Origin of the sequence: Polaromonas sp. AET17H-212, assembly GCF_002379085.1 — a bacterium.
In the GTDB taxonomy this organism is placed as follows: domain Bacteria; phylum Pseudomonadota; class Gammaproteobacteria; order Burkholderiales; family Burkholderiaceae_C; genus Polaromonas.
In genome coordinates this window covers 58,000-72,374 of sequence record NZ_NBZW01000007.1, presented here as the reverse complement: position 1 = coordinate 72,374, position 14,375 = coordinate 58,000, and the positions used below count along the sequence as shown (strand labels likewise).

Sequence of the window (14,375 nt, the reverse complement as noted above, 5' to 3'; positions counted from 1 at the left end):
TGGGCTTTTTCAGGTCGGACGCGACCCCCGGCCACGCCCGGCGGGTCCTCAGGCAGCCCGCTGGTGCTCGCTGGAGGCCGGCTGGCGGAATGCCGCCATCGCCGCGCTCCACTGTTGCTGGGCAGCCTCGACATGGCGCGCCTTGACGTGGCCATACCCCTTGATGAGCTCCGGAATACGGGCGATGTCCAGGGCCGCGGCATGGTTGGCCGCATCCAGCGTGCGCAGCACGTCCTCGATGCTGGCCTCGTACTGGGCAATCAGTGCGCGTTCCATCTTGCGCTCTTCGGTGCGTCCGAACGGGTCCAGCGCCGTGCCGCGCAAGCCCTTGAGCCTGGCCAGCAGCTTGAAGCCGGTCAGCATCCAGGGGCCGAATTTCTGCTTCTGCAGTTCGCCCCTGTCGTTTTGCTTCGCAATCATGGGCGGCGCGAGGTGGTAGTTGAGCTTGAAGTCACCTTCAAACATCGCGTCAACCTTCGCGAGAAAGCTGCGGTCGGTGTGCAGGCGCGCAACTTCGTACTCGTCCTTGTAGGCCATCAGCTTGAACAGGGACTTCGCAACGGCTTGTGTGAGCAGCGTTTTTCCCAGCCCCGATTCCGCCTGCTGGACCCGGTTCACGAAACTTGCGTAGCGCTTGGCATAGGCCGCGTTCTGGTAATCCGTCAGAAAGGCCACGCGGCGCGCCACCAGCTCCGGCAGGCCCTGGCGCGGCGCCGGCATGCTGATGACCTGCGCGGAAGCAAACAGCTTTTCCACCGAGGGCAGGTCGTGGGCCGCGCGCCGGCCCCACTCGAAAGCCGTCTTGTTGTTGTCCACCGCGACCGCATTGAGCTCAATGGCACGCATCAGCGACGCGTATTCCAGCGGGATCCAGCCCTTTTGCCAGGCGTAGCCGAGCATCATCGGGTTGGTGTAGATGCTGTCGCCCATCAGCTTGATGGATGCTGCGTCGGCATTGAAGGCACCGACACCGGCCACCCCCACGGCCTTGGCGATCTCCGCGGCGCAGGCCTCGGCCGGGTTCTGCCAGTTCGCGTTGTGCACAAACGCCGCCGTCGGCGTGCTGTGGGAATTGAGCGCCACGTGGGTACGGCCCTCGCGCATGCGCAGCACCGTTTCCTTGCCGGCCGCCACAATCGGGTCGCAGCCGATGATCAGGTCGGCGCCGGCCATGCCGACACGGGTGGTGCGGATATCGTCCTGGCTGGCGCCTATCAGCACATGGCTCCAGGTCGCGCCGCCTTTTTGCGCCAGGCCACCGGCATCCTGCGTGACGATGCCCTTGCCTTCGATGTGCCCGGCCATGCCCAGCAGCTGGCCGATGGTGATGACGCCGGTACCGCCAACGCCGGCCACCACGATGCCCCAGACCGCGCCGTTGACACCTTGTGTCGCTGGAATCTGCGGCTGCGGCAAGGCGCCCATCTCAAACGTTGAAGCCGCCTTGCCCTTGGCCTTCTTCTTGAGTTGTCCGCCCTCGACGGTCACGAAACTCGGGCAGAAGCCCTTGAGGCAGGACATGTCCTTGTTGCAGGTGGACTGGTTGATCTGGCGCTTGCGGCCGAACTCGGTCTCCAGCGGTTCGACGCTCAGGCAGTTGGACTGCACGCTGCAGTCGCCGCAGCCTTCACAGACCAGTTCGTTGATGACCACGCGTTTGGCGGGGTCGATCATCGTGCCGCGCTTGCGGCGCCGGCGCTTCTCCGTCGCGCAGGTCTGGTCGTAAATGATGACCGTGGTGCCCTTGATCTCGCGGAACTGCCGCTGGATGGTGTCGAGCTCGTCGCGGTGGTGCACCGTCACGCCTTCGGCCAGTGCCACACCGTCGTATTTTTCCGGCTCATCGGTGACCACCACGATTTTGGCCGCGCCTTCGGCCCGCATGGACTGGGCAATCTGCACCACCGAGAGGCCTTCCGGTCGCTCGCCGATCTGCTGGCCGCCGGTCATGGCCACCGCGTCGTTGTAGAGAATCTTGTAGGTGATGTTCACGCCGGCGGCAATCGACTGGCGCACCGCCAGCGAGCCGCTGTGAAAATAGGTGCCGTCACCGAGGTTGGCAAAAATATGCTGGTCGGTCGTGAACGGCTGCTGGCCGACCCAGGGCACGCCCTCGCCGCCCATCTGGGTGAAGCCCGACGTGCTGCGGTCCATCCACAGCGCCATGAAGTGGCAGCCGATGCCGGCCATGGCGCGCGAGCCCTCGGGCACCTTGGTCGAGGTGTTGTGCGGACAGCCCGAGCAAAACCAGGGCTGGCGGTCGGCCTTGACTTCCAGCACCTGCAGCGAGCGTTCCTTGGCTTCCAGAATCGCCAGTTGCGCGTCGATGCGCGCCGTCATGTCGCTGTCCAGGCCCAGCTTCCGCACGCGCTGGGCAATCGCGCGGGCGATCAGCGAAGGCGACAGGTCGGCGTTGGCACGCAGCAGGGTGTTGGCCGTCGGGTTCGGCATGGACCATTCGCCGCCGCTGAAGTCACCCTGGACCTCGTTGAACTTGCCGTAGATGTTGGGCCGCACGTCGGCGCGCCAGTTGTAGAGCTCTTCCTTGAGCTGGTACTCGATGACCTGGCGCTTTTCCTCGACCACCAGGATTTCCTGCAGGCCGGTGGCAAATTCGCGCGTGCCCTGCGCTTCCAGCGGCCAGACCACCCCCACCTTGTGCAGGCGGATGCCGAGCTGGCGGCAGGTGGCGTCGTCCAGGCCCAGGTCGATCAGGGCCTGGCGCGTGTCGTTGTAGGCCTTGCCGCTGGCAATGATGCCAAAGCGGTCGTTCGGGCCTTCGATCACGTTGTAATTGAGCCGGTTGGCACGGATGTAGGCCAGCGCGGCATACCACTTGTAGTCGAACAGGCGCGCCTCCTGGTCCAGCGCCGCATCGGGCCAGCGGATGTGCACGCCGCCCGGCGGCATCTGGAAGTCGGTCGGCAGCTTGATCTGCACGCGCTCGGGATCGATCATCGCGGTGGCGCTGGATTCGACAATTTCCTGGATGGTTTTCATGCCGGCCCAGACGCCGGAAAAGCGGCTCATGGCAAACGCGTGCACACCCAGGTCCAGGATTTCCTGCACATTGGTCGGGAAAAACACCGGCAGGCCGCAGGCCTTGAAAATATGGTCGCTCTGGTGCGCGGCGGTGGAGCTTTTCGCCACATGGTCGTCGCCGGCCACGGCAATCACGCCGCCCCAGGGGGTGGTGCCCGCCATGTTGGCGTGTTTGAACACGTCGGAGCAGCGGTCCACGCCCGGGCCCTTGCCGTACCAGATGCCGAACACGCCGTCGTACTTGTTGGTGCCCGGTGGCGAAAAGCCCAGTTGCTGTGTGCCCCACAAGGCCGTGGCAGCGAGCTCTTCATTGACGCCCGGCTGGAACACGATGTTCTGCGCCTTCAGGTAGCTGGAGGCCTTCCACAAGGCTTGGTCGTAGCCGCCCAGCGGCGAGCCGCGGTAACCGCTGATGAAGCCCGCGGTGTTTTTGCCCTGCAGGGCGTCGCGCTGGCGCTGCAGCATGGGCAGCTTGACGAGGGCCTGGACGCCGCTCATGAAGGCCTGTCCGTAATCGAGGCTGTATTTGTCGTCGAGCGTGACCGTCTCGAGGGCTTTGCGAATGTGTTCAGGAAGGGGCGCGTTCATCTTGTCTCCAGTCGTGGGGCTGACACCGCCTTGTGGGCAGAGCGAAAAGGCTTACACCCGGATAGGGTGATGCCTCTATATATGAACAAAGTGTAGGCGCGATGGCCAGATAAGTCTTTGCTTTTTATGCCTTGTTTCACGCACTTCCAGCAAGATTCTTGCTTAAAATTGCCATCCATGGAAACACTTGATAAGTTTGACCTCGCGATCTTGCATGAATTGCAGACCGACGGCCGGTTGAGCAACGCCGAACTCAGCACCCGCGTCGGCCTGAGCGCCGCACCCTGCTGGCGGCGCGTCAGGGCCTTGGAGGAAGGCGGCTTCATCAAGGGTTACCGCGCGGAGATCGACCGCCACAAGATCGGCCTGGGCGTGCTGGCCTTTGTGCGCCTCGATGCCGACCGCAACACGGGCGATGCGACCAGCGCGATGGAGGAAGCCATTCGCAAATTGCCTGAGATCATCGCCTGTCACTACATCAGCGGCACCGGCACCTTCGAGTTGCAGGTGGTGGCCCGGGACCTCGACAGTTTTTCGCGTTTCGCCCTGAAAAGCCTGCTGAACCTGCCCAATGTGAAGGACATGCACACCAGCTTCTCGCTGGGCGAAATCAAGTCCAGCAGCGTGCTGCCTCTGGGCCATTTGTCAGACAAAGCCCCATGACAGCCCGCACCATGCTTATTGGCCGCTCCCACGCCGCTTCGGCCCTGCTTGCAGTGCTTTTTATGGCTCCCGCCCTTATCGCACGCGCGCAAACAGCTCCTGATTTGATAGCAAATCAGGCGCCCTTGCCGATGCGCAATCTGCAAATTGAGGTACGCCAGGTGCGCGACAGCAGCGCGTCCCGGAACACGCTGGGCGCCGCCGGCACGCTGCGGCTGCAGCCTGGCCAGTCTGCGGGCCAGGTCCACCTCGAAGCGCAAAGCGGCCAGCGAACCGGGTCGGACGACGTGGCCCAGCGCTTGCTGGTACTGAACGGCCGCAGCGCCAACATCCTGCTGGGCACCAGCGTGCCTTTGCGGCTGCTGCACAGCTTTGTGCAAAACGGCATCGTGCGTTACGGCAGCGGCACGGTGCTGGTGACCGCGGGCAGCGGCTTTGCGGCCCGGCCGCTCTGGCGCGGCGGCGACAGCGCCGAGCTGGAACTGGCTGCCGTGCAACGCCCACGCAGCGCAACTTCGCCACCCACGGATTCCCGCGTGGTGACGACGCTGGTTGCACCGCTCAACGAGTGGGTGACCGTGGCCCAGTCGGAGGAAGACGGCACCGGCAGCCGTGCCGGCTTGTTCCACAACGCGCAGTCGACAACCCGCTCGACGCTGACGGTGCAGCTGCGGATTTCGGTACGTTAAGGGCCTTCTTTTCCATCCCGCACGCAGCGCGCCACCAGCGGCAGCAGCGGGTAACGCAGCACCGCCTCACGCCCGCCCGAACCCAGGCCAAACTCCGCGCGCATCCGCGTGTTGCTGTACACGGTCTGCGAGGCGCCTTGCCCGCCTGCATCGCGGAAAAGCACGTCGGAGGCGCGCGAACTCTCGATCAGCGCACTGTCATCCACAAACCTCACGCTGAAATCAATGTCATGTTCACAGCGGTAACGCGCGGCCGCTGACCCGGTGCCGCTGACGGCGCAAGCCGAGAGCAAGGCAGCCGCAGCGAGCAGCAAACCGCAGCGGGGGAGAAAGGTGGATGGCAGGTTCATTTGGGCCACAACACCCACAGGCGCAGGGGCTGGTTCACCCGGCTGGCGAGCTCGCCGGCTTGCGGCCCTGTTCCGGCAAAATAGTCGGCCCGCACCGCACCCACAATGGCGCTGCCCGTGTCCTGCGCAATCACGAGTTTTTGCAGGTCCGCCGCCGCGCCGCGCGAGGCCAGCCAGACCGGCGTGCCGTAGGGAATGCTGTCCCGATCCACGGCGATCGAACGGCCGGGCGTCAGCGGCACGCCCTGGGCGCCGCGCGGGCCGTAGGCCGCGTCCATCTCGCTCAGGGCCTCTTCGCGGAAAAAAATGTAACGCGGGTTGCTCCACAGCAGTTGCGACACGCGCTGCGGATTCTGCGCCGCCCAGGCCTTGGTGGATTCGGTCCAGGGCGCGTTCATCCGGCCCTGGCCCTGCTCCACCAGCCACTGGGTGATGCTGCGAAAAGGCTGGTCGTTGGAACCGGCAAACGCCACCCGTACGGTGCGCTGCGCGCCACCGGCGTCGGTGATGGCCAGCCGGCCCGAGCCCTGGATATGCAGCGACATCGCATCAATCGGATCGGCGAGCCAGGCGATCTCCCGCCCGCGGAGCGCGGCCTGCGCCTCGGGCAGCGTCTCGATTTCCTGCCGGGTGTACCAGGGCTTGCGACTGCCCAGACCGGCCGGCGGCTGGTACAGCGGCACCGGGTAAGCGGCGCCGGGTTGACGGCTGGCCCTCAGCACGGGTTCGTAATAACTGGTGAGCAGTCCTTCGGCCGTGCCTTGCAGGGTTTCGACGCGGTAGGGCTGCAGCCGGCCCACCATCCAGGCGCGCTGCTCCGCCCCGGTCGCAATGCTCAGGCGCCGCACTTCGCCACACAGGGGGGCAAACACCGGCCCGGGCCGCTCACAGCTTTTGAGCCAGGCGTTCCAGGCCTCAAACAGCGCGTCGTTTTCAAACCCCGGCAGTTCGCTCCAGGCCACCGGCACCCAGCGGCTCTTGCCGCGCACCATGGCGCCCGCCTCTGCGCCCGACCCGGGACGCGCAGGCACGCTGGCCGCGGCGGGCGTCGAAGGCAGGGGTGCAGGCACGGGCGCCGTCGCGCAGGACACCAGGCCCAGCACGGCGGCGATAATGACAAACGTCGGTGTTATCCGGGAAAAAACAGTCATGGCCTTACTTTTACTCGAAGCCCTGGGGGCCTTGCTCATTCTGGTTTTCATTGTCTGGTGGACGATGTTCTCCGGCCGCAGCAAGGGCGAACTCAAAAGCGATGTTCCGCTTGACGCACCACCGGAAAAGCCCGGGGATCCGCCATAACGCTATAAATTACGGAGCAGATTCGCCAGCTCCACCGCCGACTTTACCTGCATTTTGTCAAAAACCCGGGCCCGGTGCACTTCCACCGTGCGCACGCTGATGTCGAGCTGGTCGGCCACCAGCTTGTTCGGCAGGCCCTCCACCACCAGCGCCATCACGTCGCGCTCCCGCTCGGTCAGGCCTTCCAGGCGCGCGCGCAGGCCGGTGTGCTCGCTGAGCTCGGCCAGTGCCGCTGCCGACTGCATCAGCGCCTGCTCGATGCGGTCCACCAGGGCATTGTCGGAAAAGGGCTTCTCGCAAAAATCGAAAGCGCCCCGCTTGACGGCATCGACCGCGGTCGGCACGTCAGCGTGACCGGTCAGAAAAATCACCGGCAGGGTCGGCAGCAGGCCATACCCGATCAGTTTTTCGAACATGGCCAGCCCGCTCATGCCGCCCATGCGCACGTCGAGCAGGGCGCACGAAGGCGAGCTGACGGTGAACGGCCCCGAGATCCGCTCGTCGAACGCCTCGGCGCTGGCAAACGTTTCGCTGGTCAGGCGCCGCGAACGCAGCAGCCAGGCCAGCGCCTCGCGCACGCTGGCATCGTCATCCACGATGTAGACCGTGGCATTCTGGATGGGTTCCATGGCAACTCCTTCCCGCAGGCGGGATTTCAGGCGGACAGGTCGGCCGCCACGACGGCGGTGACAGAAGCCGGCAATGTAAAGGTGAAAATCGTACCCTGAGGCTGGCCCGCCGCAAACCCGAGAAACCCACCGTGCTGCTCGATCACCGTGCGGCACAGGCTCAGCCCCAGGCCCATGCCTTCGGCCTTGGTCGTGAAGAAGGGCGTGAACAGCTGGCGCGCCACCTCCTCCGAAATGCCTTCCCCATGGTCGATCACGGCAAACTCCACCCAGCGGCTGTGTGCATTGGAGGCGGCCGGCCGCACGCGCAGGATCAGCAGCTTGTCGGTGCGCCGGCTTTTGTCCGGCGACTGCATGGCCTGCATGCCGTTGCGCGCCAGGTTGAGCAGCACCTGCTCGACCATGGTCCGGTCGCACAGCACCGGCTCGCAGCTGTCGTCCACCTGGATCAGCACCCGGACTCCCAGCTTGCGGGCCTGCAGGCTGACCAGCGGCAGCACCGCGTCCAGCAGGGCGCGCGGCGCCACGGGCTCGCGCACCTGGTCCCGGCGACGCACAAAGTCATGCACGCTCTTGATGACCTTGCCGGCGCGTTCGGCCTGTTCGGCGATGCGGCGCATCGCCAGCTGCAGGTCCTGGTGGTCGGGCGGTTGCGGTTCGCCGGCCACAGCGTTTTGCAGCAAATTCAGCGAGCCGGTCGCGTAGCTGGAAATGGCCGCCAGCGGCTGGTTCAGCTCGTGGCTCAGCAGTGAAGCCATCTCGCCGACCGTGGCCAGCCTGGCCGTGGCCTGCAGCCGGTCCTGGCTGGCGCGCGACAATTCCTCGACGCGCCGCTGTTCGCTGACGTCGAGGATGGCGCTCATCCAGCCGGTTTGCTTGCCCACGGCGTTGATCAGCGGCGCCTCGATGATCAGCACCGGAAAACGCGAACCATCCCGGCGCATGAAGACGGACTCGAAGCCTTCCCGCGGCAGGGTCGCACCGACGGCCAGGCGCCGCGCCTGCCGCTGCTCGTACTCCTCGACCTGCTCGGGCGGCCAGTAAGGCGGCGGCGTGCCGTGCTTGAGCAACTCGCCGGCCTCCAGCCCCACCATCTGGCAAAAGGCCGGATTCACATAGGTCACGCGACCCTGCAGGTCCCTGGCGCGCATGCCGGTGACCAGCGAATCCTCCATGGCCTTGCGAAAGGCCAGCGCGTCGGCCAGGTCGTGCTCGACCTTCAGGCGCCGGCGCATGTCGCGCCCGAGCAGCGCCAGCACGGCAACCAGCGCCAGCGACATGGCCGCCACCAGCGCGGTCAGCAGGTTGGGAAACAGGGCCGGCGTGCCGAGCTGGCGCTCCAGCCGCAGAACCATGGTGTTGCCCGGCAAATCGAGCAGCTGCTGCGCGACATAAACACGGTTGCCACGGGCCGGGTTGCCGTACATGGCCAGGCGCGTGCCGTCGGCCTCGGTGAACGCCAGGCCGTGGCCACGCGCGAGTTGCCGGCCCACCAGCTCGGACAAGATCTCCTGCAGCGAATAGGTCGCCAGCAGGTAACCCGCCAGTTGGCCGCCGGCCAGCACCGGCAGGCACATGTCCAGCACCTCCAGCCCGAGCCCGTCGGCCTGCGGCAGGAAGTAGCTGCTCGAATAGGCCGGGCCGCTAAAGCGGCGCGCCGCCGCGCAGGCAAAACTGACGTCGGTCTGCGCGCTGGCGCGCCCGAGGCGCTCAAACACCGAAGGCCGGTACGGCGTTTCCGCATAGGCGACCGGGGCCAGCGCCACATTGCGCCACTCCAGCCGCAACATCTCCCGGTGTTCGTGCAGCAGCGCAGACGCCGGCACACGCCAGGCGGTCGGGTCCGGGCTGCTGGCCTGCAGGGCCTGGATGCCCTGGACGTTGCGCGTCAGTGCGGCGCGAATGTCGGTGGTTGTCTGCACCGCGTCCTGCTCCAGCCGGCTTTGCACCTGGCTGGACTCGTAACGCCCGGCAAGCCAGACCAGGGTGGACAACAGGCCGAGCAGCAGGGCCACCAGCAGCGCCCACAAACCCCAGCGCCGGCTCCAGCGCCGCCGGTCCGAAGACGGTTCGCCGCGGTTGGCCGCTTCGTCGGGCGCGCTCACAACACCCCGTGGTCCAGCGCGGGCAACTGCAGCCGAACCGCCCGCAACCGGTCCGCGCTCACCTCGGCCATGACCACGGCGGGACCCTGGGCCTGCTCACGCAACACGTCTCCCCAGGGATCGACCACCAGGCTCTGGCCCCAGGTGCTGCGTCCGTTGTCATGGTCCCCCCCTTGGGCCGCAGCCACTACATAGGCCAGGTTTTCAATCGCCCGTGCCCGCAGCAGGACTTCCCAGTGCGCCCGGCCGGTGGTCTGCGTGAAGGCGCTGGGCACCAGCAGCAGGTCCGCCTTCATGGCCCGGTACAGCTCGGGAAAGCGCAGGTCGTAACAGACGCTCAGGCCGACCCGGTAACGGTGGCCGTCGACCGAGGGCAGCTCGAAGGTCACCGGCGCTGCGCCGCGTTCAATCACACGCGACTCGTCGTACTGCTCCAGCCCGTTGTCAAAGCGGAACAGGTGAATTTTGTCGTAACGCGCGACGCACTGACCCGTGGGCGCATAGACCAGCGAGCTGTTGCGCACATGCTGGCGGTCGCTGGCGCCCAGCGGCACCGTGCCGCCCACAATCCAGAGCCCGAGTTCGCGCGCGGACCGCGCCAGAAAATCCTGGATCGGGCCCTCGCCGGCGGCCTCCTGCACAGCGAGCTTGTCGGTGTCCTTCAGTCCCATCACGCAAAAATACTCGGGCAACACGGCCAGCTCGGCGCCCTGCGCGGCCGCACGCTCCAGCAACTGCCCGGCCATGGCCAGGTTGGCGGGGACGCTGGTCCCCGAAACCATTTGAAGGGCGGCGACGTGCATGGCTACTTCCTTGCTCCGGTGTCCTCGGCGGGTTTCTCGCCGGGCTTGACCTCGACCGCGGCCTTGCGATCCACCTTGGTGATTTTCGGGTTGGCCCAGGTGCCGTCAATGTGGAATTCCTGGGTCGCCGCCTCGGTCAGCGGGCGCCGCAGGAAATACTGGGCCAGAAAAGACCCCAGGCCAATCGCCGGATTGATGACGGTGGCAATCAGGGACGCGGTGCCGGCGTTGATCTCCGGCACCACCACCACCGTCAGGTCCTGGGTTTCCCTGGCGATGTCGGCTTTGCCTTCCATCAGCACGGCGGCGTTGACACCCTTCATCTGCAGGTTGTTGGTAAACGCCAGGCCCTGGTTGATGGTGACGTCGCCGCGCACGAAGTCAAAGGAAAAACCGTCCGAAAACACGTCGCGGAAATCCAGCGTCAGGCGCCGCGGCAGGGCCTGCAGGCTGAGCACCCCGAGCAGCTTGGCAATGCCCGGTTCGGCCTTGAGAAACTGGCCCGAGGCCACATTCACATTGAACTGCCCGCTCAGGCTCGGGTAATCCAGGCTCAGCGGCGAACCCACCCAGGCGATCTGGCCTTCGAGCTTGCCCTTGCCGCGGCGGATCACATCGCTCATGCCAAAACGCTTGAGCAACTCACCCGAATCGGCAATGTCCAGCCTGAAATTCATCACGCTGCGGCGCCGCTCGGGTTGCAGGCGCGAGCCGCCGGCAGCCACCGGCTGCTGCGCGTTGACGGCCACCCAGTTGCCGGTGGCCGTCAGTGTGGCCTCCGGCACGATGACATTGAGCTTGTTGAGCCGCCACTCGCGCACGCCCCCTTCGCGGGCCACCGTCCCGGCGCCGCGGTTGATGGCTTCAATTTCAACCCGGCCCAGCTTCTTGCCGCGCAGCTCCAGGTCTTCCACCACGATGTCGAGCGCCGGGACGTTGGCAGGCTGCTCGTTGAGGATGGCCTCGACCTCGCTGGCCGTGCTCTGGCCCAGGCTCAGGCGCGACAGGCGCGCATACAGCCGGCCGGCACCCGCGCCCCCGGGCTGGCGAAACTCGACGTAGCCATTGAGTTCGGTCGCGTCGATGTTGGCACGCCAGGTCAGACCGTCCCGCGATCCGCCGAGCACGACGTTGTTGAGTTTTCGCCCGTCGAACACCAACTCCCTGGCACGTATCGCCATGGTGGTCGGCAGATAGCCCAGCACGGCGCTGGCGGGCGTCAGTCGCTCGCCCGGCGCCGCCGGCCCCGGGCTGGCGGCCAGCACTTGCTCCCAGGCATCGATGTCAACACTGGCGAGATTGATGTTGGCAGCCACCCCGGCCTCCGGCACCGGCGCACTTTCGCCGGGCTCCAGGCCGATGGCAATGCCGCCGCGCAACACCCGTGGCTCCGGCCCGCTGATGTCGCGCAGGTACTGCACCGAAGCCAGCCGCCCCACGCTCAGGGACAGCTGGTCCTGCAGGGCCTGCCCGGGGGTCGCACCGCGCACGACCGTGTTGTCAAAACGCACGGGCAGGGCGGCCTCGGCGCTCTTGTTCAAGGGCGCCGGCAGGCTCAAGGCCATTCCCTGCAGGTTGCTGGACACACTGATCTCGGTGGCACCGCGCCGGAACCCGAGACTGGCCGTGTAGGCGGCGCTGCCGCTGGCGCGGCTGCCCAGGCGCGACACCAGGTCCAGTTCTTTGGCCTGACGCAACCCTTCAGCGCTCAGGGTGCCCTGGGCCCGGATGAGCACGGTTGCATCCGGAAATTCCGTGGGCCGCGCCGCGCCGGCCGGCGCTGTGCGTGTGCCCCCCTCCAGGCGGACGTCACCGCCCAGCAGGCGCGCCTGCCCGCCACTGATGGCAAAGCCGCTTTCGGTGAAACTCACCAGCGCCTTCGCACGCGTGAGCTGCGGCGTGTCCGGCGTGAACTGCACATCGTTGCCAGCCAGGCTGACACTGCCCTTCACCCTGGACTTGGCGAGGTCGGCCAGCGGCAGGCTCAGTTCAAGCTTGTAGCCGGCGGCCCCGCTCGCCACGGTTTTGGCCAGCGCCTTGCCGGTGATGTCGCCGAGCGGCGAGGTGTTGACGACCGCCACAGCCTCGGCCAGCGGGCCCTTGATCTCGCCCACCACCTGCACCGTGGCCGCGTGCATGAGGTCCGGAATCCGGGCATCGGCCTTGACCACCTGCAATCCGGGGAAACCGGCGATACGGCCGGTCGCGCCATTGACCTGCATGGAGGCGCGGTCGAACACCAGTTCGCCATCGAGCTCGCTCAGGGCCGGCCAGGCGCTGGCGTCACGCGGCTGTATCGACCGCGGCACATAGGCTAGGGTGGCCTTGGCCACCCTGGCCGACACCCGGAACTCGCCGAGCTTGGGGTTGGCAAAGGGCATGTCATTCAAATTGCCCTTGAGCCGAAATTTCACGTCGCTGAGCGCGCCCTGGGTCACCGCATCACGCACATAGTGGCGCACCGTGTCCGGCAGGATCAGGGGCAGGTAGCGATGCACCCGGCCGCCGTCGCCGCGGCTCAGGCTGCCCTGCAAGTCCAGCACACCGGGAAAGCGGCTGTCCCGGGCAGCGCCGCCGGCAGGCGCCGCCGGGGCGTCGGCGGTGTGCCAGCTGGCCTGCGCGCTGCCTTGGGCATCGGCGTTGGCAAACACCAGGTTGCGCAGCTGCACGTCGATTTTCGGGCCGTTCAGCTTCCATTGGGCATCGGTCGAGAGCTGCTCGAACGGCAGGCGCGGGTCTTCAAAAATGCCGGGCAAATGCAATTCGCCCTTGGTGATCCTGACTTTGGCCTGCCCACCCTGCTGGGTCAGGTCAAACTCCACCGCCGCGCCCCGCACCCCGGGCCGGTTGCCGCCCCCCTGAGCTGCTGCCTGGGCTGCCACTTCAAGCTGCGACACCCGGCCCTTGGCCGCATAGCTGAGCGGCGCATCGAGTGCGCCCTGCCAACGCGCTTCAACCACGTCCACCAGGCCCTTGGGCATCAGCGAGGTCAGCATGGCATGCGCTGCATCGCCCAGCGGCAGCCGGCTGGCAATCAGCGCCAGCGCAGCCAAGTCAAGTTTGTCCGCCCGGAACTCGCCGCGCGCAGCCGTCTTGCCTTCGGCACCGGTGTAGACCAGCGACACATTGCCGCCCGGCCACTGCAAACCATCGCGGGTGCGAAACTGCAGCCCTTCGGTGGCGAACTCGAAGCCGTTGGCAAACTGCCGGCCGCCAAAACGGCCACTCACGGCCTGCAGCGCCAGCGGCTGCAGGGCCTTGCCCAACTGCGCATCCACCTCCAGCAGCGCCACATCGGCCGTGCCGCCGGTGATCTGCCCGTTGCTGACATCGGCCCAGGCCCGCAATGCGCCGTTGCCGGCCCGCAGGTCGATGCCCAGGCTGGCCAGGTCGGCGTAACGCTTGACCTCGGACACATCGACCCGCCCGAACTCGGCATACATCTGTCCGGCCCAGCGGCGCCATTGGCCGGCGCCGCCCGACCACAACGGCTCGCGAAACACACCGCGCAGGCTGAACCGCTCACCCCAGGCGGGCGGCGGGGTCGCATCCAGGCGCATCAGGTGGCGCCGGCCCGGGTTGCGCAAGGTCCAGTCCACCTCGGTCAGGGCCAGCAGCGGGACCTGCCGCAGGTCGTCGGTCCAGCGCACCGTGCCGCCGCGGATGACAAACTCGGTTTGCGAAAAAACCCAGTCGGCGATGGCGCTGCTGTCGTCGTTGGGGTCGCGCGACACATCCAGGCCGGCCACATAAATCTTGCCGTCGGCCGTGCGCCGGATATCGAGCTCGGGCCGGTCGATGTAAAGCTGCTCAAAACCCAGACCCCACAGGGAGGAGGGCGAGACGGCTGCCAGCACACGCGGCAGGCGCAGGGCTTCGCGCCCCTGGGCGTCCAGCAGCGCGACATCGCGCAGCTCAAAGGACGGAATCAGCCCGCCCGGCCGGGCCGTGATCTGGCCGATGCGCACCGGTACACCCAGGGCCTGGCTGGCTGCTGTTTCCAGGCGCGGGCGGAATTCACCGATTCGCGGCACAATCCAGCCGTGCAGCACGGCCCAGGCCGCGCCGAAAAGCACCCAGAAAGCCAGCACCAGGCCCAAGGCCAGGCGGGCAACCAGCGCGGCAATTTTGAGACGTCGAGAGGCAAGCGCCGGCTGGGAGGGTGTCGTTTGATCCATGGACATGAGAATTATGACCTTCAGCGCTT

10 protein-coding genes are annotated in these 14,375 nt (G+C 66.7%); 3 read left to right on the top strand and 7 right to left on the bottom strand.

Going from position 1 to position 14,375, the window contains the following annotated elements; all coding sequences use genetic code 11:
* Positions 1-48: 48 nt before the first annotated feature.
* Entirely contained in the window at positions 49-3,630 is a 3,582-nt protein-coding gene (locus tag B7G53_RS08050) for an indolepyruvate ferredoxin oxidoreductase family protein (RefSeq protein ID WP_096666199.1), read from the bottom strand.
* Positions 3,631-3,807: 177 nt separating this feature from the next.
* Between B7G53_RS08050 and B7G53_RS08045 the strand changes: the two genes are divergently transcribed.
* Positions 3,808-4,293, top strand: a complete 486-nt coding sequence (locus B7G53_RS08045; protein WP_096666196.1) for an Lrp/AsnC family transcriptional regulator — start codon at positions 3,808-3,810, stop codon at positions 4,291-4,293.
* Positions 4,294-4,355: 62 nt separating this feature from the next.
* Positions 4,356-4,982 (top strand): hypothetical protein, encoded by a 627-nt coding sequence (locus B7G53_RS08040; protein WP_255249941.1) that lies wholly within the window; start codon positions 4,356-4,358, stop codon positions 4,980-4,982.
* Here B7G53_RS08040 and B7G53_RS08035 read toward each other — a convergent pair.
* Both B7G53_RS08035 and mltA read right to left on the bottom strand, forming a co-directional pair.
* Entirely contained in the window at positions 4,979-5,332 is a 354-nt protein-coding gene (locus B7G53_RS08035) for a hypothetical protein (RefSeq protein WP_096666191.1), read from the bottom strand. The genes B7G53_RS08040 and B7G53_RS08035 overlap by 4 nt on opposite strands.
* The gene (mltA, locus tag B7G53_RS08030; RefSeq protein ID WP_441338972.1) at positions 5,329-6,483 is read right to left on the bottom strand and encodes a murein transglycosylase A; all 1,155 of its coding nucleotides are present in this window, start codon (positions 6,481-6,483) and stop codon (positions 5,329-5,331) included. The genes B7G53_RS08035 and mltA overlap by 4 nt, the downstream gene beginning before the upstream one ends.
* Between mltA and B7G53_RS22835 the strand changes: the two genes are divergently transcribed.
* Positions 6,482-6,631 carry a hypothetical protein gene (locus B7G53_RS22835; RefSeq protein ID WP_176491314.1) on the top strand — a complete coding sequence of 50 codons (150 nt, stop codon included), beginning with the start codon at positions 6,482-6,484 and terminating at the stop codon, positions 6,629-6,631. The genes mltA and B7G53_RS22835 overlap by 2 nt on opposite strands.
* A gap of 2 nt (positions 6,632-6,633) precedes the next feature.
* Here the strand turns inward: B7G53_RS22835 and B7G53_RS08025 are convergent, their stop codons facing one another.
* The 4 genes from B7G53_RS08025 to B7G53_RS08010 are packed head-to-tail and all read right to left on the bottom strand — an operon-like array spanning position 6,634 to position 14,352.
* Positions 6,634-7,260 carry a response regulator transcription factor gene (locus B7G53_RS08025; RefSeq protein WP_096666186.1) on the bottom strand — a complete coding sequence of 209 codons (627 nt, stop codon included), beginning with the start codon at positions 7,258-7,260 and terminating at the stop codon, positions 6,634-6,636.
* 26 nt (positions 7,261-7,286) lie between these two features.
* Positions 7,287-9,365: an ATP-binding protein gene (locus tag B7G53_RS08020; protein ID WP_217992601.1), complete on the bottom strand. Its 2,079-nt coding sequence runs from the start codon at positions 9,363-9,365 to the stop codon at positions 7,287-7,289.
* Positions 9,362-10,168, bottom strand: a complete 807-nt coding sequence (locus B7G53_RS08015) for a carbon-nitrogen hydrolase family protein (RefSeq protein WP_096666183.1) — start codon at positions 10,166-10,168, stop codon at positions 9,362-9,364. Before B7G53_RS08015 ends, B7G53_RS08020 begins: the two co-directional genes overlap by 4 nt.
* Positions 10,169-10,170: 2 nt before the next feature.
* Positions 10,171-14,352 carry a YhdP family protein gene (locus B7G53_RS08010; protein ID WP_369680275.1) on the bottom strand — a complete coding sequence of 1,394 codons (4,182 nt, stop codon included), beginning with the start codon at positions 14,350-14,352 and terminating at the stop codon, positions 10,171-10,173.
* Positions 14,353-14,375: the final 23 nt, after the last annotated feature.